The sequence below is a fragment of the Streptomyces zingiberis genome (assembly GCF_012034935.1).
Classification (GTDB): domain Bacteria; phylum Actinomycetota; class Actinomycetes; order Streptomycetales; family Streptomycetaceae; genus Streptomyces; species Streptomyces zingiberis.
In genome coordinates this window covers 377,052-398,078 of sequence record NZ_JAATEN010000004.1, presented here as the reverse complement: position 1 = coordinate 398,078, position 21,027 = coordinate 377,052, and the positions used below count along the sequence as shown (strand labels likewise).

The 21,027-nt window shown below is 75.5% G+C and carries 19 protein-coding genes; 6 read left to right on the top strand and 13 right to left on the bottom strand.

Annotation, left to right across the window (positions count from 1 at the left end; translation table 11 throughout):
* Positions 1–27: 27 nt before the first annotated feature.
* The 8 genes from tap to HCK00_RS07670 form a co-directional block, all read right to left on the bottom strand.
* Entirely contained in the window at positions 28–2,211 is a 2,184-nt protein-coding gene (gene tap / locus HCK00_RS07705) for a telomere-associated protein Tap (protein WP_168101016.1), read from the bottom strand.
* Positions 2,212–2,822: 611 nt separating this feature from the next.
* Positions 2,823–3,182 carry a hypothetical protein gene (locus HCK00_RS07700; protein ID WP_240965326.1) on the bottom strand — a complete coding sequence of 120 codons (360 nt, stop codon included), beginning with the start codon at positions 3,180–3,182 and terminating at the stop codon, positions 2,823–2,825.
* Between the two features lie 189 nt (positions 3,183–3,371).
* The gene (locus HCK00_RS07695) at positions 3,372–4,775 is read right to left on the bottom strand and encodes a cytochrome P450 (protein WP_168101014.1); all 1,404 of its coding nucleotides are present in this window, start codon (positions 4,773–4,775) and stop codon (positions 3,372–3,374) included.
* A complete protein-coding gene (locus tag HCK00_RS07690; RefSeq protein WP_168101013.1) occupies positions 4,772–5,911 on the bottom strand; it encodes a serine hydrolase domain-containing protein in 1,140 nt (379 codons plus the stop codon). Before HCK00_RS07690 ends, HCK00_RS07695 begins: the two co-directional genes overlap by 4 nt.
* A gap of 157 nt (positions 5,912–6,068) precedes the next feature.
* Positions 6,069–6,401, bottom strand: coding sequence for a hypothetical protein (locus HCK00_RS07685; protein ID WP_168101012.1), 333 nt, complete (start codon positions 6,399–6,401; stop codon positions 6,069–6,071).
* Positions 6,398–6,661, bottom strand: coding sequence for a phosphopantetheine-binding protein (locus tag HCK00_RS07680; RefSeq protein ID WP_168101011.1), 264 nt, complete (start codon positions 6,659–6,661; stop codon positions 6,398–6,400). Before HCK00_RS07680 ends, HCK00_RS07685 begins: the two co-directional genes overlap by 4 nt.
* Positions 6,662–6,979: 318 nt before the next feature.
* Positions 6,980–8,542 carry an AMP-binding protein gene (locus HCK00_RS07675; RefSeq protein ID WP_168101010.1) on the bottom strand — a complete coding sequence of 521 codons (1,563 nt, stop codon included), beginning with the start codon at positions 8,540–8,542 and terminating at the stop codon, positions 6,980–6,982.
* 1 nt (position 8,543) lies between these two features.
* On the bottom strand, positions 8,544–9,776 hold the full coding sequence (locus HCK00_RS07670; protein WP_206320033.1) for a GNAT family N-acetyltransferase: 1,233 nt from the start codon (positions 9,774–9,776) through the stop codon (positions 8,544–8,546).
* A gap of 151 nt (positions 9,777–9,927) precedes the next feature.
* Here HCK00_RS07670 and HCK00_RS07665 point away from each other — a divergent pair, with 151 nt between their 5' ends.
* Positions 9,928–11,220 carry an ATP-grasp domain-containing protein gene (locus HCK00_RS07665; protein ID WP_168101009.1) on the top strand — a complete coding sequence of 431 codons (1,293 nt, stop codon included), beginning with the start codon at positions 9,928–9,930 and terminating at the stop codon, positions 11,218–11,220.
* Between the two features lie 44 nt (positions 11,221–11,264).
* Here the strand turns inward: HCK00_RS07665 and HCK00_RS07660 are convergent, their stop codons facing one another.
* Together HCK00_RS07660 and HCK00_RS07655 are read right to left on the bottom strand one after the other, a co-directional pair.
* The gene (locus HCK00_RS07660; RefSeq protein ID WP_168101008.1) at positions 11,265–12,059 is read right to left on the bottom strand and encodes a formylglycine-generating enzyme family protein; all 795 of its coding nucleotides are present in this window, start codon (positions 12,057–12,059) and stop codon (positions 11,265–11,267) included.
* Positions 12,056–12,889: a formylglycine-generating enzyme family protein gene (locus tag HCK00_RS07655; RefSeq protein WP_168101007.1), complete on the bottom strand. Its 834-nt coding sequence runs from the start codon at positions 12,887–12,889 to the stop codon at positions 12,056–12,058. The genes HCK00_RS07660 and HCK00_RS07655 overlap by 4 nt, the downstream gene beginning before the upstream one ends.
* Positions 12,890–13,484: 595 nt before the next feature.
* Here HCK00_RS07655 and HCK00_RS07650 point away from each other — a divergent pair.
* From HCK00_RS07650 to HCK00_RS07640, 3 genes are all read left to right on the top strand, one after another.
* Positions 13,485–14,438, top strand: coding sequence for an LLM class oxidoreductase (locus tag HCK00_RS07650; protein ID WP_168101006.1), 954 nt, complete (start codon positions 13,485–13,487; stop codon positions 14,436–14,438).
* Positions 14,439–14,836: 398 nt separating this feature from the next.
* The gene (locus HCK00_RS07645; RefSeq protein WP_168101005.1) at positions 14,837–15,454 is read left to right on the top strand and encodes a hypothetical protein; all 618 of its coding nucleotides are present in this window, start codon (positions 14,837–14,839) and stop codon (positions 15,452–15,454) included.
* A gap of 143 nt (positions 15,455–15,597) precedes the next feature.
* A complete protein-coding gene (locus tag HCK00_RS07640; RefSeq protein WP_168101004.1) occupies positions 15,598–16,803 on the top strand; it encodes a ThiF family adenylyltransferase in 1,206 nt (401 codons plus the stop codon).
* 139 nt (positions 16,804–16,942) lie between these two features.
* Here HCK00_RS07640 and HCK00_RS07635 read toward each other — a convergent pair whose 3' ends face one another.
* Entirely contained in the window at positions 16,943–17,119 is a 177-nt protein-coding gene (locus tag HCK00_RS07635; RefSeq protein ID WP_168101003.1) for a hypothetical protein, read from the bottom strand.
* Positions 17,120–17,303: 184 nt separating this feature from the next.
* Here HCK00_RS07635 and HCK00_RS07630 point away from each other — a divergent pair, with 184 nt between their 5' ends.
* Positions 17,304–17,954 carry a potassium channel family protein gene (locus HCK00_RS07630; protein WP_311765191.1) on the top strand — a complete coding sequence of 217 codons (651 nt, stop codon included), beginning with the start codon at positions 17,304–17,306 and terminating at the stop codon, positions 17,952–17,954.
* Between the two features lie 120 nt (positions 17,955–18,074).
* On the opposite strand, the gene HCK00_RS07625 is transcribed toward HCK00_RS07630, so the two are convergent.
* Positions 18,075–18,932 carry a universal stress protein gene (locus HCK00_RS07625; protein WP_168101002.1) on the bottom strand — a complete coding sequence of 286 codons (858 nt, stop codon included), beginning with the start codon at positions 18,930–18,932 and terminating at the stop codon, positions 18,075–18,077.
* A 345-nt stretch (positions 18,933–19,277) separates the two neighbouring features.
* Between HCK00_RS07625 and HCK00_RS07620 the strand changes: the two genes are divergently transcribed.
* On the top strand, positions 19,278–19,688 hold the full coding sequence (locus HCK00_RS07620) for an OsmC family protein (RefSeq protein WP_168101001.1): 411 nt from the start codon (positions 19,278–19,280) through the stop codon (positions 19,686–19,688).
* Positions 19,689–19,876: 188 nt separating this feature from the next.
* Here the strand turns inward: HCK00_RS07620 and HCK00_RS07615 are convergent, their stop codons facing one another.
* The gene (locus HCK00_RS07615) at positions 19,877–21,019 is read right to left on the bottom strand and encodes a glutathione-independent formaldehyde dehydrogenase (protein WP_168101000.1); all 1,143 of its coding nucleotides are present in this window, start codon (positions 21,017–21,019) and stop codon (positions 19,877–19,879) included.
* Between the last annotated feature and the right edge of the window lie 8 nt (positions 21,020–21,027).

The following is a 21,027-nucleotide window of genomic DNA, read 5'->3' as shown; positions in this document are numbered from 1 at the left end:
ACGTGCCGCACGGCGGCGGGCATGAGCCTATTCGCCGTCGTCCAGAACGGCGTCACCGCCTTTGATGTGCCGGGCGGGGTTGTATCCCTGCTCCATCAGGTCGACCGCCCACAGCATCGACTGGACACCCTCCAGCTTCGCCAGCCCCGGGGTGGGGCCGAGGCGGAACGCGCCGGGCTGGGGCTTGCCGGACGCGGCGTAGGGGAGGAAGTCGCACGGCGACGGCCCGGGCGACGGGTAGACGACGCAGTCGGAGAGCACGGCGAGCGGGTAGCGGCCCGTCATGGCCGCCATGTTGCGCAGTTTGCGGTGCATGTTGACCCGGGCCTTGCTGATGACCGCGGCGCGGATGTCGGGGCGCCAGGTCGGCCGTTCCAGCGCCGGCCACCGCTCCCCCGCCTTGTAGTGGCGGCCCTGCGGACGCTCCCGCAGTTTGCCCACGCCGCCCTTGACGGTGGCTTTCACGGCGGCCAGCACGGCGGCCAGGGCCGGGTCGGCCTGCCGGTGCCCTTCCATCGCCGCCAGGAACTCCTCATCCGGGAGGTCCCGGGTCACGCCGAGGTCGGCGAGGGTGTCGACGTACGCGGTCTTGAGCCGGTCGTGCCACGGGTCCAGGTAGGCGCCGGTCTCCCGCCGCAGGTACGCCTCGATCGGGTGAACGTCGTGGCCGAGTTCCTGGGCGTAGGCGACGGTGTGCGTCTGGTACCAGGCGGGCCCCTCCGGGCGGGAGCCGTCCGGGGTGAACGGGCTGGGCAGGCGCGGGTCCTGCTCGATGTGGGAGAGGTCGACCAGCCAGCAGCCGGGGATCTTCGGATTGAAGGCCGGGGCGTGGAAGTGGCCGGGGGCGGCCAGTCCGACGGTGAGGCGGGAGGCGGCGGCGAGGAACGCGGTGTTCAGGTCCAGCCCGACGGCGTGGGGCAGCAGGCATTCCTCGTCGGTGAGGGTGTCGACCGGGCGCACCCACTGGTAGGCCTCCTCATCGAGGAATCCGCCCGTCCAGCCGGAGTTCACGACCACGGGGTGCTCCGGTGTGGCCTCCGGGGGGGCCGGGTCCACCGGTTCGGTGCCGAGTGATCCGGGGTTGTGTCCGGCCACCCAGTTCCCCGTCGACGGGTCCTGCACGGCTTTCGTCGGCGGGCGCAGCGCCGTCATCAGCTCCAGCCCGGAGACGGCGGTGGAGCCGCGGGGGGTGATGACCCGCTGCGCGTAGGTGCCGAGGACGCGGGCGATGTCGGCCGGCTCCATCTCCGTGACGCCGGGCCAGGACCGGGGGTCGAGGGCGTCCCAGGAGAGGATCGCCAGCTGCACGCACTGCCGTTCCCGGCCCTGGGCCTTGCGGTAGATCCGCGCCCACGGGCCGAATCCGCGCCGGGTGAGCTGCCACTCCGCCTTGGTCACCTGCTGGACGGCCGGGTGGTCGTCGGGCAGGCGCAGGGAGCGGCGCTGTTCGTGGCCCTCCAGGCGTTCCGGCAGCCCGAGTTTCACCGCGGCCGCGGCCGTGAGGACGATCAGAGGGTCGCTGTCCTTGCCGTAGCGGTGCAGCTTCGCGGCGCCGAGTCCGGATTCGCGGAGCGTCCACTCCACCAGTTCCGGGATGGTGGTCGCCGGGCAGTCGAGCACGATGCCGCCGACGCCGTAGGCGGAGCCGTCACCGTCCAGCACGGCGAGCGGGCCGTGCGGGAACCGCGGGTCGGCGGCCGGCTGTGCCGCCTTCCTCGCCACCGGGCGCCGTGGCGGCACCGTCGCCGGACGGGCCGCCGGACGCGCGGGAGCGGCCGGGGGCACGGGAGCCGGCCGCGGCGCGGCGGCCGGACCGGGCGCGGCCGGCACGGTGGCCGGGCCGGACGCGGCCGGCACGGTGGCCGGGCCGGGCGCGGCGGGCTCCGTGGCCGGGCCGGCCGCGGCCGGCACCCGTGGCTGCGGCGCGGCGGCCGGGCCCGTCCTGGCCGAGGCGCTGCCGGGCGCGGGGTACTTCGCCGCCCAGCCCTTCAGCAGCCGCTGGTATGCCTCCAGCCGCGGCGACTTCGGCTCGGAGCGGCCGTTCTCGTAGTTCTTCACCGTCTGCGTCGTGGTCTTCAACGCGGCCGCGAGGCGGGCCTGGGTGATGCCGGCGGCCTCGCGCAACCGGGCGCGTTCCGCCGGAGCCGGGAGCTGAGGCTCCTCCTCCAGCAGCGCGTCCACCGACGCGAACAGCTCTTCCTCGGTGGCCATACCGGTCTCCTCTCGGGACCTCACGCTAACATCATTTACCCCTGTTTTTATCCCTTCGTTTCACTCGGGCCGGGTGGGTGGCGCCGCGTGGAGAACCATCGGCCGACGGGTGCAAAGGGGGCTCGGCCCCACTGCTGTCGGGTCGCGTGTGGTGCGGCGGGTGCCCATGCGATCTGGCGAGAGCCGTTCGCCCGGTCGGAAACGAACCAGCAGCGGCACCTTGCCACTCACCGACCGAACCGGATGGTCGCACCTGATAGGACGTCAGGTGTTCGACGGCGATGCCCCTCCCGGACGTGCGGACGAACGCCGACGAGAGCGCGCGGAGCACGGACGTTCACCGAGGCGCGCTCGTCTCCGGCCCCATCGCACCGGATGTCGGAGACGCGTCGGCGTGTCGCGCGGTGGCCGTCGGCCGTGTGGGCAGGAATGGGGGCGGGCGGTGGGGGAGGATCCCGTCGCCGCGCCGGTGCGATGACGGTGGTGGGTGAGCGGCGCGGCGGGCCGGGGGCGCGAGTGGCCCGCGGGGGTTGCGTATCCCGGCGCTGGGTGTCGCCGCCCCGTGGCGGAACCGAGGTTGCCGGTCGGGCCTCCGCCCATCCGCTGTCCGGTTATGCCGGCACCACCCGGTAGCTCAGGGCCGGCTGCGGCAGGTTGGCCCGGGTGAGCGAACCGGACCGCCAGGCGGCGCCCGTGCAGTCGCCACCCTGGTACAGCTCGACCGCGGCGGAACCGTTGGCGATCTGGAGGGAACGGACGGCCTGGGGCAGTGTGTGGCATGTGCCGAGGTCGCCGAGGTCGACCTCGATCTCCGTGCCCGTTCCGCTGACACCCGAGTAGAGGTAGGCGCCCTCCTGGAGCGGAGGCCAGTCGGCGGCGTTCGCCGTCCCGGCTCCGAAGCCGATCAGCAGAGCCGCAGTCATGGTCACGGCGGTGGCCGTGGTGCGGAGCTTCACCCTGGAGGCCGGCATGTTCATCCTCTCCGCGTGTGACGGCACCGTTGGAGGTCACACGTCTCTTCGCTCAAGTGTGAACGGATCGAATCCTTTCACCTTCAAGCACATCCTGGGGAGTGCGGAACAGGTCACGCGCGGCCGACCGGAACGGTGCGGGCCGTGGCCCTCGTGGTCGCGGTGGGCCGCGCCGGGGCGGCCTCCGGGTCAGCTCGCGCGGGAGGTCCCGCGGGCGGGGTGTGGAGGGCGGACCGCGCGTACTGTCACCGGGACACCGCCGTGGGGCCACATGGTCGCCACCCCGGTGGGGCGCACGGTGCGGCGTACCGGTGCCAGCTCGGTGCAGCGGACCAGTTCGGCGACCAGTGCCCGCAGTTCGAGCTCCGCGAAGGCCGCGCCGACACAGCGCCGGTACCCGCCGCCGAAGGGGATGTACGCGTACGGGTGGGGAGGGCGGTGGCCGGCCCGCGCCGGGTTCCACCGGTCGGGGCGGAACTCCAGCGGTTCATCCCACACCCGTGGAAGGCGGTGGGTGACATAGGCGGAGTGCAGCAGCCGGGTGCCGGCCGGGATCCGGTGCCCCACGAAGGTGATCTCCTCCCGTGCCGTCCGCCCGGTGAGGACGCCCGGGGTGAACAGGCGCAGCAGCTCGCTGATGGTCCAGTCCAGGTAGGGCATGGCGTCGAGGTGAGAGGCGGTCAGCGGCCGGCCGGCGGCGACGGCGGTCACCTCGTCCGCCAGGCGCTCCCAGAGGTCCGGGCGGTTGACCAGCACGTGGACCGCCCAGCCGGCCGCGGCGCTGCTGGAGTCGTAACCCGAGGCGATCAGGCTGATGACCTGGTCGCGCACCTCGCCGTCGGTGAGGCGGTCACCGGCGGGTGTGGCTGACGAGAGCAGGGCGTCCAGGACGTCCTCCTCGTCCCCGGGCGCGGAACGCCGGTGGGCGATCTCGGCGCGTACGCGGTCGTCGACGCGGCGGCGGGCGGCCATCGCCCGGTGGAAGGCGGAACCGGGCAGGTCGCGGTCGCAGCGGAGGAAGGGCGAGCGGTTGACGTAGCGCAGGGCGGTCTCCAGGTCACGGCCGATGGACTCGGTGTGGGCCTGGAGACGGGGGCCGAACAGCGCGCGGACGGCGATCCGGCGGATGCAGCCCCGCAGTTCGGTGAAGGCGTCGACGCGCTGCCCGGGCCGCCACCGGGCAAGGACGCGGTGGATCTCCTCCAGCATCAGCGGCAGGTGCGCGCGGACCCGGCGGTGGGTGAACGCCGGCTGGACCAGCGCCCGGCGGCGGCGGTGTTCCTCACCGTCGCTGACGACCATCGCGCGGGCGCCGACCACCGGGACCAGCAGGCCGAGGACCTCGCCGGAGAGGAAGCGGGGGCGGGCGGGCGGATCGGCCAGCACCAGCCGGTTGGCCTCGGTGCCGAAGAGCAGGGTGTACCGGTGGCGCCCGAAGCCCACGGCGCACACCGGCCCGTGGCGGCGGTGCAGGTCCAGCAGGGTCCGGTAGGGCCCGCCCAGGCCCAGCAGGCCGGGAAGGTGGCGCAGGTGGCCCACGGGGGTGGGCCCGGGGAACCGCTCTCCGCCCGCGGACGTGGCCGGGCAGCTCACCGGCCCGCCCCCGCCGTGGACACCTGCGCCGGTACAGGGACGGGGGTGCCGGTCGTGGGTGGCGGGACGGGCAGCCGGTCCAGGCCCAGGTCCTCGTAGAGCGCGCGGACCAGGGCGTAGCGGCGGGCGAAGGTGGTGACGTCGTCCAGCCGCCCGTTCCAGTACACCGCGGCCACCAGGTCGAACATGGGGTCGATCAGCAGGGTGGAGGTGTTGCCGCCGGCGTGGCCGAAGACGCGGGCGGAGCAGCGCCGCCCGAACAGCAGCGGCTGGGTCATCACCCCCAGTCCGTAGGGGAAATCGGTGTCGGAGACCTGCCGGTGGCGGGTGCCGGGCCAGTGGGTGGTGGTCAGGGCCTCGAGCGCGGCCCGGCTGAGCAGCACCTCGCCCGCGGCGGTGGTCCCGGTCAGCAGTACCTCGCCCACCCGGCGCAGTTCGCGGGTGGTACCCCATACCCCCAGGCCCGGGAGGGGCAGTGACGCCGCCAGCCGCATCCGGGCCAGCCCCGTCTCCTGACCGGGTGCCGCGATCGGTTCGGCGCGGGAGGGGGGCGGCAGTTCCGGCAGGCCGAGGTCCGCGGCCAGTCCCAGCCGGCGGCACAGCCGGCGGTGGCTCTCCCCCGGTCCACCGCCGTAGAGCTCGGCGAGGAGGCGGTCCAGGACGAACCAGTTCGTCACCGGGCTGTAGGACATCGCCGCGCCGGGGAGGGCCCGCACGGGCGCGTCGAGGATCAGCGCCCACACCAGGGCGTCGGCCTCCCCGGGCGTGACCGGGCCGGTGCCCGCGGCGGCCGCCGCGGCCCAGACGGGGTCGGGCACGCCGGTGGTGTGGGTGAGCAGATGGCGGACGCGCACCCGCTCCCGGCCGCCTCCCGCGTACTCGGGCAGGATCCGCGCCACCGGGGTGTCCAGGCCCACCGCGCCGGCCTCCCAGGCGGCGGCGAACGCCAGGGCTCCGAGTGTTTTCGCCGAGCACGTCCACGGCACGGCCGTTCCGGGCGTCATCGGGTGCCCGAGCCCGTTCTCCCCGGCGGCCAGTTCCGCGCTCCGGCCGCCGCAGGACACCGAGAGCTGGACGCCGCTCTCCAGTCCCCGGCCGATCTCCGCGGCCACCAGCCGCTCGACGGCGTTCAGCACCGATCCCACCCCCACGGATTCCGGATGACGGAGGACGGCCGGCCGGCCCGCCGGGAGCAGCCCTTTCCCGCGAGGCACGCTCGACGGGCCGTGAGCCGCCGGTGCCCCGGCCTGCGCGGGGCGGCCGTCCCGCGCGGCACCGCGGCCGGCGGCCGGGTCAGGAGAACCCCTTCCGCTCCGCGGCCGACCGGAGCAGGGCATGAACGTCCCGGAGGGAGAGCGTCGCCCACTCGGCGAGCAGTCCGGCCTCGGTCTCCGCGTCCAGTCCGTGGCATGCCTGGAGGTCGTCCAGCCAGGCCAGTACCGCGAAATCCCCCGCCGGCAGCCGGCCGAGGGGGGTCCGGGCGAGCGCCGCGATCCGCTCCGGGCCGCCGAGCAGCGGGGCGGCGAGTTCCTCCAGCTCCGGCAGGGCGCCGCTCCCCGGCCCGGCGGAACACTCCGCAGGTGACGCCCGCGTCGGTTCCTGCGCGCGACGGGCCGGGGCCGTCATGACGGCTCCGCCATCGACACCACCACGGCTTCCAGAGCCGTGTACGAGGCAAAGGTCTCCCGCACCAGGGCCTCCTCCGGAAAGGGCACCCCGAAGGTGCCTTCGATCGCCAGAACCACTTCCACCGCGGTCATCGAGTCCAGGCCCGCGTCCGGCAGGGGAACCGCCGCCCAGCCCTCCGGTGGGCACCGCAGGAACTCGCCGAGGATGTCCCGCAGCAGTCGCGGCGCCTCGCCGCCCTTCACACCCCCACCGGTCACGCGGCACCCCCGGACACTGTTCCCACCGGCAACGATCGGCGCCCGCGGACAGCGGCTGACGCCACAAGCCGCTCCCGGCGGATACCTCAACCGAGGCTAGGTACTCCGCCGCCGGCCGCACCCCGAACGGCCGCCGGTTCACCCCAACAGAGCAACGGGCGCGGTGCCTCCGCCTCCGGGAGACCACGGACGGGGACGGCCACGCGGTGGAGGCGTGGTGGCGCGGCCCACCGGCGGGGACGCGGATTCCCGGGCCACGGCCGTGGTCGTCCCGCGGCCTTCCGTCGTGCGTCCCGCGGCGTCCCCGCGAGAGGGCACTCAGGGGTGGCGCGGGCGGGGTGGCACCGCCGGGGCGTCACGGAGCAGACGGCGGGCCGTTTCGGTGACCGCCCGGCGGTCGATCTTGCCCTGGTTCCCGGTCACCGGCAGGTCGTCCTGGCGCAGCAGGTGACGGGGAACCATGTGGGAGGGCAGCTCCCGCCGCAGGAAGGCGCGGAAGGACGGTTCGCCGAACGCGCGGGAGGCGGTGTAGACGAGCGCGATGTCGGCGCCGACCTCCGGGTTCTCCACCCCCAGTGCCACGCACTGCGTCACCCCCGGGAAGCCCGCGGCGGCCTCCTCCACCTCGGTCGGGCTCACGCGGAACCCGTGTGTCTTGATCAGGGCGTCCCGGCGGCCGACGAAGTACAGGTAGCCGTCGGCGTCGCGGGTGACGAGATCGCCGCTGAAGACCACCCGCTCCCCCGGGAACCGGGGCAGCTCCCGGAACCGTTCGGCGGTGGCCCCGGGCGCGTTCCAGTACCCCTTGGCCACGCATCCGCCGCGGTGGACCAGCTCGCCCCGCTCCCCCGGCGCCACCTCCCGCCCCGCCTCGTCGAGCACCAGGATCTCGACGTCGGGAACCGCCCGCCCGATGGAGCCGGGGCGCGCGGTGAGCTGATCCGGTTCGAGGTAGGTGGAGCGGAACGCCTCGGTCAGCCCGTACATCAAGGTGACGCGGGCGCGGGGGAACGCCGTGGTGAGGCGGGTGATCATTTCGGCGGGGACCGGGCCGCCGGAGCTGGTGACGGAGCGGACGGCCGACAGGTCCGCGTCCGGTGCGCGGCGCAGCAGCCGTGGATCGAACATCCGGCTGACGATCACGGGCATGACCGGCAGGACGGTGATCCGCTCCCGGGCCAGGAAGGTGAACAGGTCCGGCGGGAAGACCAGTTCGTGCAGGCACAGCCGTGCTCCGGTCAGCAGCGCCTGCCAGAGCTGGTTGAGCCCGTAGTCGAAGTTGAGCGACAGGACACAGCCGATGCGGTCGTCCGCGGAGGTGCCCAGGTAGCGGGCGGTGATGTGCGCGCCGTGCCAGAGGTTGCGGTGGGTGACCATGATGCCCTTGGGGCGGCCCGTCGATCCGGAGGAGTAGATGACGGCCGCCAGGTCCTCGCTCACCGCGCGGCGCGGCGGTTCCGGCCGGGCGCGCGCCCCGTCGGGCCCGTGGGGCCGGGCCCAGCCGGTGGCGTCCAGGAGCGGCAGGCCGGGGGCGGCCTCGCGGAGTTCGGCGGCGCGTACCGGGTCGGTGACGGCCAGCCGCAGCCCGGCGTCGGTCACCACGTGCGCGATGTTCACCGCTCTCAGCCCCGGCAGCAGGGGGACGAGCACGGCGTCCGCGTACAGCACGCCGAGGATGGCCGCGACCTGGTCGGCGGACTTGGCCGTGCACACGCCGACGCGGTCCCCGCGCCCCACGCCCGCCGCCCGGAGCCTGGCGGCCGCGGCGAGCGCCGCCGTGCGCAGCTCCGCGAACCCGAGGACCACCTCGCCGTCGGCGACCGCCTCCTTCTCCCCGAACCTCCGCGCCGCCTCGTCCACCAGCGCGGGCACCGTGAACATCTCAGCCGCCCACGCGGCTCGGCCCCGGCCGGCCGGCGGCCGTCGGGGGCGGAGGGGACGGTGGCAGCTCGGGGCCGTCCGGCGCGCGCCGGGGGCCACCGCCCGGCAGGAACGGCGTCCAGTCACCGGCCCGCAGAGCGGCGGCCACCGGCGGGGACCCCTCGGTCAGGGCGTCGAGGAAGCCGGCGTTGTGGGCGAGGACCTCCCGGTCGTGCCCTTCCAGCGGGCTGGGGGCGGAGAGGTCGAGCAGCCACAGCGGCCGCAGCCGCGCCCCGCGCAGCGCCTTGCCGTGGGCCGTGGAGATCCCCGCGTGCAGCCGGCGCACCCCGGGCAGCCGGAGGGGGAGGTGGTAGGCGAGGTTGAAGTACTCGGCGGCGCCGCGCAGCCGGGGGTAGTCGAAGCCCACGGCGCGCAGGTGGACGGTTCCGTCGTGGCGGACGAAGAGGCAGCAGCCCACCGGCGGCCCGTCGCCGGTCCGGCACAGCAGGACCTCGGCCCGGTCGCCCGCGAGTTCGGCGTGGCGGCGGAACGCCTCGGTGTAGGCCACGGGGTCGGCCGCGATGCCGTGGCGGCGTTCGGTGGCCGCCGCCAGCCGTCCGACGTCGGCGTACACCTCACGGAGGGTGCGGTGTTCGATCAGGTAGCCGGCCTCCTGGAACACCTGTGCCTCGTGGCGGACCCTGCGCAGGCGGTGGCGTGAACCGAGCGATTCCAGCCAGGCGGGCCATCCTCCGTCGGGTACGTCGATCCAGGCGTCGACGGCGATCGCCACCGGCGCGCTCCGTACGCCCGCCTCCCGCAGGGCGAGGACGTCCGGTGTGGTGAGGTACAGGGCGACGCGGGACGGCCCGGTGCCGGTGAGCGAGCGCACCGCCTCCAGCAGGGCGCCGGCCGCCTGCACGCGGTCGGCGCCCGGTGTGGCCAGCAGGTGGGTGAGGTAGCCGCGGCGCTGCCCGACCAGGACACCGCCGGCCGGCGGGCTCGGCAGTCCGCGTGCGGCCAGCAGGTGGTCCCAGCGCAGATGGGGGTTGGGCAGCCCGTCGGTGGCGGCGACGGGCACGGCCGCGCGGCCGCCGCCGGGCAGTTCGGTGTGGACCGCGCCGGAGACCGCGCCCGGCTCCAGGGCGCACAGCCGCAGCCAGAAGGCGGTGGAGTAGAAGCGGCCGCCGGCCAGCGCGTCCCACCGGTGCGGGGCGAGACCGCCGAGCGGGTCGGTGAAGAAATCCTGTGCCATGACGATCGGGCTCCTCCCCGGGCTTCCACGGAGCGTGGAAACAAATCAGGAAAGCAAGAAATCGGGAAATCGAGAAAGCGGAAAATCAGAAAGAAAAAGAGGGGGCGGAGAATGGGGGAAATCCGGCGGGGTCGCATCCTAGTATGCGGCCATGACGTCGACAGCGCATTCCGCAAACGCCGGATACCTACTGGTGTTCGGCGCTGCCACGGCCATGCGGGAAAGGGCTCTGGTGGCGGCGGTACGGGAGTTCGACGGCCCGGTGGCCACCATCGCCCGCCGGGTCGGCACGCCGGCGGCGAAATTCTTCGACCACGTACTGATCGGCGATTTCAGCGACCCGGATTCAGCTGTCCGCGCCACGGAGGAATTCCGGCGGGAGACGGGTATGGTCCCGGCCGGGGTGGTTCCCTTCTTCGATCCGGGACTGCTGCCCGGCTGGGCCGTGGCCCGGCGCTGGGGCCTGCCCTATCTGAGCCGGGAGGCGGTGGAGGACTCCTCGGTCAACAAGGACCGGATGAAGGACCGGCTGCTGGCCGCGGGCGTCGCCACCCCGCGCCACCGCCGTGTCACCGGCCCGGACGAGGCGGCCGCCGCCTGTGAGGAGTTCGGGCTGCCCTGTGTCGTCAAGCCGGCCGGATTCGGCGGGAGTCTCGGGGTGCGGCTGATCTCGGACCGGGCGGAGGTCCCCGCCGCCTACGCCGCCGTCCGGCGGGTCATCGAGGAGCACAGCGCCGTCTTCACCGTCCGCAACCACCGGGTCCAGGTGGAGGAGTTCTGCCCGCTGGAGCACGAGGTGTCGGTGGAGGTGCTCAACCATCTGGGGCGGCGGGTGGTGCTCGGCGTCGCCGACAAGTCCCTCGGGCCGCGGCCGCACTTCGCCGAGCTGGGCCACCGCGTGCCCAGCGTCTTCTCCGGCCGCGCGGACGTGCGGGATCTCGCCCTGCGCGCCTGTGCGGCGATCGGGCTCGACCACGGCATGGCGCATGTGGAGATCAAGGTCGGTCGCGGCGGGCCGCCGTCCGTGGTCGAGGTGGGGGCGCGCACCGCGGGTGACGGCATCTGTGACCTCGTCGAGCTGGCGCTGGGGATCTCCCCCGGCGCGTGGCACATCCGTTCCTACCTCCACCGGATCGGGGAGCTGCCCGTCCCGCCGGAGCCGTCCGGGACGGCCGCGATGGCCGTGCTGAAGGCGCCTCCCGGGCGGATCACCGAGGTTCGCGCGCCCCGCCGGCTCCCCACCGCCGTACGCCACTACGAACTCTTCGCCGCGGCCGGTGCCGTCTCCCACTCCCCCGCGCACTATCTCCACCGCGAGGGCTACGCCGAGTGCTTCTGGCCGGGGACCGCCCCGGAGGAACTGCCGCCCGACGCCCATCTGGTGATCGCCCGGGAGCTCACCGGGCAGATCTTCCGCACGGAACCGGCCGGCCCCGCCGGGTGAACGCCTGCCCCCGCGCGGGTCGTTCGGGCGGCACGGATCGGTCCTCACGGTGGCGCGGGGCGCGGTGCGGGCGGCGTGACGGCGAGGACGCGGAAGCCGATGTAGGGGAGGCAGCTCAGGGCATCGGCCGTGAACACAGTGGCGTTCTCGAAACTCTCGGGATTCCGGACGGTGTAGGCGCCGCCCTTCAGCGCCCGGGAGCCGCCGGGGCCGCAGGGATCGCCGGGCCGCGGGTCGGCGCACCACTCGAAGACGTCGCCCGTCATCCCCCGCAGGCCGTACGGGTTGGGCGGGACTCCGGCGGTGGGGCGGGGGCTCGTCCGGGGCGGGGCGTAGAGGGCGCGGTCGAAGGTGTCGCCCAGGGCCCAGCGCCGGTTCTCCGGGCCCGCTGCCGCGTAGTGCCATTCGGCGGCGGAGGGCAGCCGGCAGACGGCGTCGGTCCGGCGGCCCAGCCAGGCGCAGTAGGCGCGGGCGCCGTACCAGGTGACACCGGTGACGGGGAGGCCGGACAGGTCGGCGTCGGGCACGACGGCGCCGGACGGTTCGGTGCGCAACCCGGTTCCCCCGCCGGCCGGGAAGGCGTGGAGGCGGGGGGCGGGGGCCCGGTGGAGTCCCTGGTCGAGCAGGTAGTACCAGTACTGGCCGACGGTGGTGGGGGTGGTGGCGAGCCGGAAGCCTTCGGTGCGGGCGGGCGCGGCCGCGGGCGGAGAGCCCGGCAGGGTGCCCGGGGGGATCCCGGCGAAGGCGGGGAGGGAGCCGTGGGCCGATGGCGCCGGTGCCGGCCGCGCGGTCCGGTCCGGCCGTGGGGGCCGTCGCGGGGGTGGGGTCGTGGGGGTCATCGGGAGCGGGCCACCCGGAATCCGTAGACCTCGCAGCGGGTGTCCTCGTGCGCCGCCATCCGCCGCGGGGCGGCGCACGCCGCCACGGGGTCGACGAAGGAGCCGCCCCGCACCACCCGGAAGAAGCCGGCGGCCGGCCCGGTGGGGTCGCGCCGTGGGCCGCCGCCCGGCGCGGGACGGTAGGGACCGTAGCGGTCGTGGCACCACTCGCGGACGTTGCCCAGCATGTGGTGGAGGCCCGAGCGGTCGGGGGCGGATGCGGTCACCGGCACGGGCGCGGGCTGCCCGGGGAGGAAGGCACCGGCGCGGGCCCGGCCGGCGCGGAGCGCGCGGAGGGCCGCCCCGGCGTCCGCGGAGTTGCACCGGGCCGGGGCGGGCGCCCCCCGGCGGCAGGCGGCCTCCCACTCGGCCTCGGTGGGCAGCCGGTAGCCGCCGTGGGCGGGGTCGGCGGTGCGGGTGCGGAGGTCGTACACCGGGCGCAGCCCTGCCTCGTGGGAGAGCCAGTTGCAGTACGCGGCGGCGCCCCAGAAGCTGATCTGGATCATGGGGTAGTCACGGCAGCCCGGGCGGAGGAGGAACCCCCCGGCCCGGTGGACGAGGAAGCACGGGTCGACGCAGTCGATGAGGGTGTGGCTCACGTCGGCCGGGGCCGCGCGGAGGAAGCGGTGGTAGTCACCGGCGCTCACGCAGCGGTCGGCCAGGGCGTAGGCGCCGAGCTCGACCGGGTGCGCGGGCCGTTCCCGGGGGGTGTGGGCGCGGCTGCCGATGGTGAACCGGCCCGGAGGGAAGTGGACCATCGTGAAGGAGGCGGCCTGCTGCTGGATCGGCATGACATCACTCCCGGTGCGGTGGGTGGGGCGGGGCGGACGGCCGACCGGGGCGGACCGGATGCTACCCGGGCCGGCCGGGTGGGATGCCGGTGGTGAGCGGCTGGTCAGATGTGCGAGCCGGGGTGCGTCCCGCCGTGGGGCCGGGCGCCGGAACGGGCCGGAACGAGCCGGACGAGCCCCGGCCGCGGTACGGGGACGCGCGGGGCGGGCGCCCGTGGGCCGGGGCCGGGCCACGACCGTGCGAAGCCGTTGGTGCGGAGGGTGCCCCCGTCCCGGGAGGTGCAGTGGAGGGTGGCGCCCAGGGGTGCCGGCGTAAGGCCCTGGCATGACGCGGCGGCTCGGCGCGCCCGGCGGAGAGGGGCTCCCGGGGGGCGCGGGGGTATTCGGGGGTGGCATGGGTGCGAAGGAGGCGGCAGGAGCGGCGGAAGTGTTGTCCGCGGACCGCGGGTGGGGCAGGATGCGCGGCTGCCGCGACCGGGGTTGGGCCGGGGCGGCGGGCGGGTCCCGGCCGGGTACCCGCTCCAGGACGCGGCACCCCGCCCCGGGGCCGGACCGGCCGTGGGCCGCCGCCCGGCGGAGAAGGAGCGCACGGACCGTGGCGACACCGCAGTGGACCTCGCTGAACTTCATCATCCCCCCGCACGCGGAACGTTTCGGGCTCGGCCGCGGGCTTCCGGTCCGGGCTTATCTGGACCGGCTCGCCGACCATCTCGGCGAAGCCGGACGCGCCGGGCTCACCGGGGCGTTCGTCTACGACTTCCCGGTGGCGATGGATCCCTGGCTGGCGGCGTTCGACGTCCTGGCCACGTCGCCCCGGGCCGAGCCCGTGGTGGCGGTCCGGCCGCACCAGGAGAGCGCCGAGTCGGTCGCGCGGCGGACGGCCGACCTCGGGTACCGCTTCGGGCGCCCGGTCCATCTGAACCTCGTCGCCGGGGCGACCCGACCCTCGCGTCCGGCCGCCGATCTGGAGGACCGGCCCGCGGCGCGGCGGCGGCTGGCGGAGTTCGCGACCGAGGTGCGCGCGGCACTCGACCGGCGGGCGGGGCACGGTGCGCGCCGTTCCCTGGTGTTCACCCCCCTGTCCACGACCCCCGGGGCGGTGCCCGCGGACTGCGTGGTGCTGATGGCCCGTCCGCGGGCGGCGCTGGCCGGGGACATCGCCCGAGTACGGGCCGAACAGGGGGTGGGGCGGGTCGCGATACTGGTCGGGCTGGTGATCCGGGAGAGCGAGGAGTGGGCGTGGCGGGCGGCGGCTCGTCTCCATCCTCCCGATCGCCGCCAGGAGATCGCCGGGCGCCTGTTCGCCTCCCAGGTCGTCTCCAGCGAGCACACCACCGGTTACGCCCTTGCCCGTGAGGCCGAGACGCACGACGAGGTGCTGTGGTACGGGGCGCCGGCGCGCGGGATCGACGCCCCGAAGCTGGTCGGTTCCCCGGCCCGGGCGCGGGCCTGGCTGCGTGACTGCGCGGGTCTCGGTGTCACCGATCTGATCGTCGACCTGCCGCCCACGGCCGGGGAGTACCGGCATCTCGGCTCCGTGCTCGCCTGATCTCCCCGCGCGGCGGCGTGCCGGCCGTTCCCCGGGGCGGGGTCCGCGAGGGTGGCCGGCTCCCGCGGGGTGACGTTCACCGGAAAGGTGACCGCGCGGTGAGGGCGGCACCCGGGGGCCGGGGCGGAACGGCCCGTCCGGGGCCGCTCCGGGGACGATGCGGCCGAACGGGCTAATTCCCGGACGAAGTCATTGACCGTCTCCCGGGACTCCCCAACGATACGGGCGTGATCCCGCGCGGGAGTTGACCGAGGGCCGACCGCGCGTCACCGGATGCCCGGCCCCGGAGCCGGACAGATGGATCCGCCCCCGCGCCCGCCGTACGGAACGGCACGGCGCGCGGCCGCCCCTTCCCTCGTCCGGTGCCACCCGACGCAGCGAGCCACGGAGGCGAGCGCATGTACAGCTATGTGCTGAAGTTCAACCTGAGGCAGCGAGGCGACGACGCCCTCGACTACCTCCACCGCGCCGTGCGCACCTGGCCCCGGCTGTGGGGGGAGATCCCGGGGGTGAACGGGACGCTGCTGCTCCTCAACGCCCTCGCCCTGGGCGGGCAGTTCGAGTACCACTGGCGGGTGGACATCGATTCCCTGGACACCCTCTCCCGGATCGACCGCACGATCGCCTCCGGCGAGGGCGGCTGGGAGGAGGCCCGGCGGGAGTGGTTCGCCCACCGGACCGTGGCGCAGGCGCAGGTCTCCGGCTACCCGGGCGCGAGCGGCCGGTACTGCGAGGAGCGGCCCGGGACCGACGGGGCGATTCATCTCGTCGTGTCGGCCACCGACCACCGCGGCCCCGCGGAGCGCCATCTGTCCCGGCTGCGGGCGGCCGACGGGGTGCTCTCCCTCCAGGTCCTCACGCCCGCCCTGGGGTCGACGGCGGTCCCCGAGGTCTGGCTGCGGCTGGAGGGCCTGGACTCGCTCGACGAGGTGGTGCCCACCACCCAGGAGATCGGGGTGACGACGGTGTTCGGCGAGGTCCGTGAGGTGGCCGGCAACCTCTTCCTCGGGGCCTGACCGGCCCGGCCCCCTCACCTCCGGCGCAGAGAGGCAAGCGGAGCGGAAAGGAGCCCTCCATCGACCCCGTCCCCGCCCCCGACCCCGTCACCCCCGTCCCCCGGCCCGGCGCGGAACCCGTCCCGGCGCCGTCCACCCCCCTGGTGGAGGGGGAGCCGCCGGCTCCGGACGGCCGGTCCCGGAGCGCCGGAGAACGCGGCGGCGCCCCGTTCCTCCTCCAGGGTGAGGATCACGGGACCGCCCCGCCGCCCGGCCGCGGCGCGGAGCCGGCCGCGGAGAGCCGGTACGCCCTGGTGCGGCGGCTGTCGGTGCTGCGCGGAGCCGACCACGCCGCGCTGGCCGGCCGGTACGCCGTCGTCGTCGGCTGCGGGGCGCTCGGCTCGGCCGTCGCCGCGCATCTGGTGCGCGGCGGGGTGGGGCGGGTCCGGGTCGTCGACCGCGACGTGGTGGAGCCGCGCAACCTTCCCCATCAGCCTCTCTACACCGACCAGGACGCCGCGGGCGCCGAACTCAAGGCGGACGCGGCGGCCACCCGGCTGCGCACTCTGAACGGCGGCTGCCGGGTCGACGGCGTGGTGGCCGACTACGCGCCGGACAACGCCCTGCGGCTGGCCGCGGGGGCGGACGTCCTCATCGACGGCGCCGACAACCTGGAGACGAAGTTCCTGCTCAACGAGGTGGCGTTGGTGACGGGAACCCCGCTGGTGCACGCCGGCTGCGCCGGTACCGAGGGCACGGTCCTGGCCGTCGTCCCCCGGGTGACGCCCTGCCTGCGGTGCCTGTGGCCCCGGCCCTCCCCGGCGGCGGCCCGCACCACGTGCCGGACGCACGGGCTGCTGCCCGCGACCGCCGCGGTGGTGGCCGCGCTACAGGCGACGGAGGCGCTGAAGCTGCTGCTGAGACTGCCCTACCGCACCCTCACCGGACTCGTGCACGCCGACCCCTGGACGGCGTCGCTGCGCCGGGTCCCCCTGCCGCCGCGGCCGGACCCGCGCCGCCCCTGCCCGGCGTGTGAGCGGGGCGAGCTGCCGTACCTCGGCGGCCCGCCCCCGGTGGCCTCCCGCGCCCTGTGCGGGGAGAGCACCGTGCTCATCACCGCGCCCGTCCCGCCCGACCGGGATGAGCTGGCGCGCCGTCACGCCGCGAACCGGACACTGCGGATCCGGCCGGGCTGCCTCCAACTCGATCTGGACGGCTGCCGGGTCGTCTTCTACACCAGCGGGCGCACCTTGGTGCACGGTGCGCCGGACGCCGACCACGCCAGAGCCCTCTACGCGCGCCTCCTCGGACCGCCGGGGCCGGAGAGGGCCCGGCCCCCCGCGCCGGGTACGGAGCGGCGGCCGGAATGAGGTGCCGCGGCGGAGAGGGCGGCCGGGGACGGGGCACCGGCGCGGGCGGCGTGACGGGGGACGGATAGCCGGATGTGACGGCGGCGTGCGCGGGGTGCGGTGGCGTGTGAGCCGGCGGGCCGTCACCGCACCCCGCCGGTCAGCGTCTGCGGCCGCGGGCCGCCCAGCCGTTCCCGATCCCCGCCACGTGCAGGGCCAGCAGACCCAGGCCCACGAGCATGAGGTTGGTGGACGCGAAGACGTCGTTCGTCGCGATGTCCGCGGCGTTGATGAGGAACGCGATGAAGAACAGGACCGCCGCTGCGATGGCCAGCATGACTCTCCCCTTTCTCTGAGGTGACCACCGTCTGCCCCGCCCGGCGCCGATTCAACTCCCCTGCGCGAAGAGCGGAGGGCGGGGATCCGCCGCGCCCGCCGCCGGCATTCCGGGCCGCCGCGCTTCGCCCGTTCGCCCCGTGTCGGCGTCCGGCGCGCCCGGCCCGGGCCGTGATGCTGGGGCGGTGACGGACGACCCGGCGGTGGAGCGGTGGGAGCGGGACGCCCAGTTCCCGCTGATCACGGCCTCCCTGATGTATCTGGCGGCGTACACGGCCACGGTGCTGGACCGCGGCGCGTCCGCCGACTGGCAGCGGGTCTGGGCCGGGACGATGTACGTCACCTGGGGGTTGTTCGCCGTCGACTACGCGGGGCGGCTCGCCCTCAGCCGCCACCGGTGGCTCTTCGTCCGGCGGCACTGGCTGGACGCGGTGGTCCTCGCGCTGCCGGTGCTGCGCCCGCTGATCCTGGTGCGCTTCCTGGGCCGGCGGCGCGTGGGGAAACCGCTGTCCCTGGAGGGGCAGGTGATGGCGTACACCGGCCTGACCGTGCTGCTGCTCGGCTACGTCGGCGCGCTGTCGGTCCTCAGCGCCGAACGGGACGCGCGGGGGGCGAGCATCCGGTCCTTCGGGGACGCGGTGTGGTGGGTGTGCTCGACGCTCTCCACCACGGGCTACGGGGACCTGGTGCCGGTGACCTTCCGCGGCCGGGTCGTCGGGGTGGTGCTGATGACCGTGGGGGTGGGGCTGATCGGCTCGGTGGTGGGTGTCTTCTCCTCCTGGCTGGTGCGCAGCTTCCGCGGCCGGCAGGACGGGACCGCCGGCTCCGGGGGGTGAGAGGCCGGTCCCGGCGCCCCGGTGGCGCCGTGACCGGGGGCACCGGACGGGCCCGGGGCCCGGGGCGGACGGAAGGTGAGAAGGCCGGCGTGACCGGTCCGCCGGCCCGTCCGGCGTGTCTCAGCAGGCGGGGACGACGGCGACCGGGCAGGGCGCGTGGTGGAGCACCGCGTGGGTGACGTGGCCGAGGGGCGCCGCCCGGTCCCGATCGCCGAGCCGGTGGCCGACGACCAGCAGGTCGGCGCCGGCGCCGGCGTCGATGAGGCACTGGCTCGCGTTGCCGCGGGCCGGAGTCTCGGTGATCTCCACCCCGGGGTACTTGGCCCGCCAGGGGGCGACCGTGGCGGCGAGGTACCGGCGGGCGGGCTCCTCGTACTCCGCCAGGATCTCCGGGCCGGGGGGCGCCGCGGCGTGGCCGTACGCCTGCCGGACGTCCCAGGCGTGCAGAGCCCTGACGCGCGCTCCGCGGGCGGTGGCGGTCTCCAGGGCGAACTCGGCCGGTTCACCGGCGGGGTGCCGGCGGTCGAACCCGACGACGACGGTGCCGTGCTCGGGCGCCCGGGGGTCGTGGTCGGCCCGGACGAGGACCACCGGCCGCGTGGCGCGGCCCGCGACGGCCAGGCTCACCGATCCCAGCAGGTGGCCGACGGCCCCGGAGAGCCCGCGCGAGCCGAGCACCAGCAGCTCGGCCTCCTGGGCGAGGAGGCCGTCGACCGCCGGACCGGGCTCGTGCCGGATGTCGACCGGGAGGTCCGGGTGGCGGTGGCGGATCCCCTCCTCCGCTTCGGCGAGCCGCTGCCGCGTCCAGCTCGGCCGGGCCTCCGGACGCGCGGTGGTGCCGGTCTCCCCCGTGGCGCCCTCCTCCGCGCAGACCAGGCGCAGCGGCCTGCTGCGGCGCACCGCCTCGCGGGCCGCCCAGCCGGCCGCGGCCACGCTCTGCGGGGAACCGTCGACCCCCGCGACCACCGACTCCAGCATGTCACTCACCTCCGGGACGGGCCGGCCGGGCGGGACGGGCCCCGGCCCGCCGGGGAAGGCGGCCCGGCCCGGGGTACCGGGAGGGCTGTCCAGGACCGCGGGCCGCCGGGCCGCCCGGTCCCGTACCCCCACTCTGTGGCCCCCGGGGTACCGCGGCAATTCGGCACCGCGGACGGCCGGGCGGACGGTGGCCGGGAGGGCCGGCGCGGCGGGACCTGGGCGGTGACGGGACCGGCGCCGGACGGGGCCGGTCCCGGGGCCGGGGGAACCGGGGCGGGCGCCTGCGGTCGCCGGGGGCACCCGGTCGCCGGAGACTGGGGAGAGCATCCGGCGGAAGGAGCGGAGATGGCGGGCGAGCGAGCGCTCTACACCACGGCGGCCGAGTCGCGGCCCGGGGTGACGGAGGTCCGGCTCGGCGGGGACGGCGGGCGGACCCTGCCGGTGGCGAACCCCACGGCCCCCGGCGGCTCGCCGGACGGGGACGGCTGGGCACCCGAACAGCTGTACGCGGCCGCGGTGGCGACCTGCATGCACCAGGCGCTGGAGCTGGCGGCCGGGCTGCGGGGAGCGGACACCGGCGGCAGCCGGGTGACGGCCGAGGTCTCCCTGGAGCACGACGGCCCCCTGCGCTACTCCCTGGCCGCCGAGGTCACCGTGGAGCTGCCCGGCCTGGACGGGGCCGTGCGGGATGCGGTGATCGACGAGGCGGTGCGCTCCTGCCCGCTGGTGGCGGGCGTACGGGTCAACGGCCGCTGAGGGCCGTCACCGGGCCCCGGTGAGCGGGCGCCGTTCACCGGAGACCGCCCCGGCACGGCCGTCGGCCGGTCCGGGGCGACGGCCCGGACCGGCCGACGGCGGCGAATGGGGACCCGGCGGCGGAGCCGGACGGCCGGCGGTGAGGCGGTGAGCGGTGGAGCGGGCCCGGACCGGGCCTGCGGCGTGGCTCAGGCCGCCGCACCCGGTTTGAGCAGCACCTTCGTCCAGCCGTCCTCCCGGCGGTCGAAGCGCTCGTACGCCTCCGGGGCGTCCTCGAGCGGGAGCCGGTGGGAGACGACGAACGACGGCTCCGCGCGCCCGGCCACGATCAGATCCCGCAGTTGCCGGTTGTACGCCTTCACGTTGGCCTGCCCGGTCGCCATGCGCTGGCCCTTCTCGAAGAACCGTCCGGCGCGGAAGAGCAGTTCACCCTTACGGGCGTGCTCGGTGGGTCCGCCCGGGTCCTCGGGGACGTAGAGGCCGACGACCCCGAGCGCGCCGGTGGCGCGGACCGCCTCGACCAGGGTGTTGAGGACGACCGCCGGCTGCTCCTCGCCCTCGCGGACGGTGGCCTGGTAGCCGACGGCGTCGATGCCCTTGTCGGTGCCCTCGCCGCCGGTCAGCTCCTTGATCTGCTCGGCGGCGTCACCCTCGCCGAAGTCGACGGGCACCGCGCCGATGCGCTCGGCGAGACGGAGCCGGTCGGGCTGCTTGTCGACGACGAAGACCCGGGAGGCGCCGCGGAGCAGGGCCGAGTAGGCCGCCATCAGGCCGACCGGTCCCGCGCCGAAGACGGCGACGGTCTCGCCGGGCGCGACCCCGGCCAGCTCCGTGGCGTGGTAACCGGTGGGGAAGATGTCGGCGAGCAGGGCGAAGTCGTCCTCGTGCTCGTCGCCCGGGGGCAGGCGCAGACAGTTGAAGTCGGCGAACGGCACCCGCAGGTACTCGGCCTGCCCACCGCGGTAGGGGCCCATGGACACATAGCCGTAGGCGCCGCCCGCGAAGCCCTCGTTGACGGTGAGGCAGAAGCCGGTCTTGCCGGCCAGGCAGTTGCGGCAGAAGCCGCAGGCCACGTTGAACGGCAGCACCACCCGGTCGCCCACGCGCACCCGGGCCACGCCGGGCCCGGTCTCCTGGACGACGCCCATGTTCTCGTGGCCGAAGACGATGCCGGACTCCGCGCCGGTGCGCCCTTCGTACATGTGCAGGTCGGAACCGCAGATGGCCGAGGTGGTCACCTTGATCACCACATCGGTCGGATCCTCGATCCGCGGGTCCTCGACATCCTCCACCGTCACGCGGTACGGCTCCTGGTACACGACAGCTTTCACAGGTGCTC

Bases quoted from the DNA above. Each gene is read 5' to 3' on its own strand.
- tap (WP_168101016.1), bottom strand. From the start codon at position 2,211: ATGGCCACCGAGGAAGAGCTGTTCGCGTCGGTGGACGCGCTGCTGGAG.
- HCK00_RS07700 (WP_240965326.1), bottom strand. From the start codon at position 3,182: ATGCCGGCCTCCAGGGTGAAGCTCCGCACCACGGCCACCGCCGTGACC.
- HCK00_RS07685 (WP_168101012.1), bottom strand. From the start codon at position 6,401: ATGACGGCCCCGGCCCGTCGCGCGCAGGAACCGACGCGGGCGTCACCT.
- HCK00_RS07675 (WP_168101010.1), bottom strand. From the start codon at position 8,542: ATGTTCACGGTGCCCGCGCTGGTGGACGAGGCGGCGCGGAGGTTCGGG.
- HCK00_RS07670 (WP_206320033.1), bottom strand. From the start codon at position 9,776: ATGGCACAGGATTTCTTCACCGACCCGCTCGGCGGTCTCGCCCCGCAC.
- HCK00_RS07665 (WP_168101009.1), top strand. From the start codon at position 9,928: ATGACGTCGACAGCGCATTCCGCAAACGCCGGATACCTACTGGTGTTC.
- HCK00_RS07660 (WP_168101008.1), bottom strand. From the start codon at position 12,059: ATGACCCCCACGACCCCACCCCCGCGACGGCCCCCACGGCCGGACCGG.
- HCK00_RS07655 (WP_168101007.1), bottom strand. From the start codon at position 12,889: ATGCCGATCCAGCAGCAGGCCGCCTCCTTCACGATGGTCCACTTCCCT.
- HCK00_RS07645 (WP_168101005.1), top strand. From the start codon at position 14,837: ATGTACAGCTATGTGCTGAAGTTCAACCTGAGGCAGCGAGGCGACGAC.
- HCK00_RS07635 (WP_168101003.1), bottom strand. From the start codon at position 17,119: ATGCTGGCCATCGCAGCGGCGGTCCTGTTCTTCATCGCGTTCCTCATC.
- HCK00_RS07625 (WP_168101002.1), bottom strand. From the start codon at position 18,932: ATGCTGGAGTCGGTGGTCGCGGGGGTCGACGGTTCCCCGCAGAGCGTG.
- HCK00_RS07620 (WP_168101001.1), top strand. From the start codon at position 19,278: ATGGCGGGCGAGCGAGCGCTCTACACCACGGCGGCCGAGTCGCGGCCC.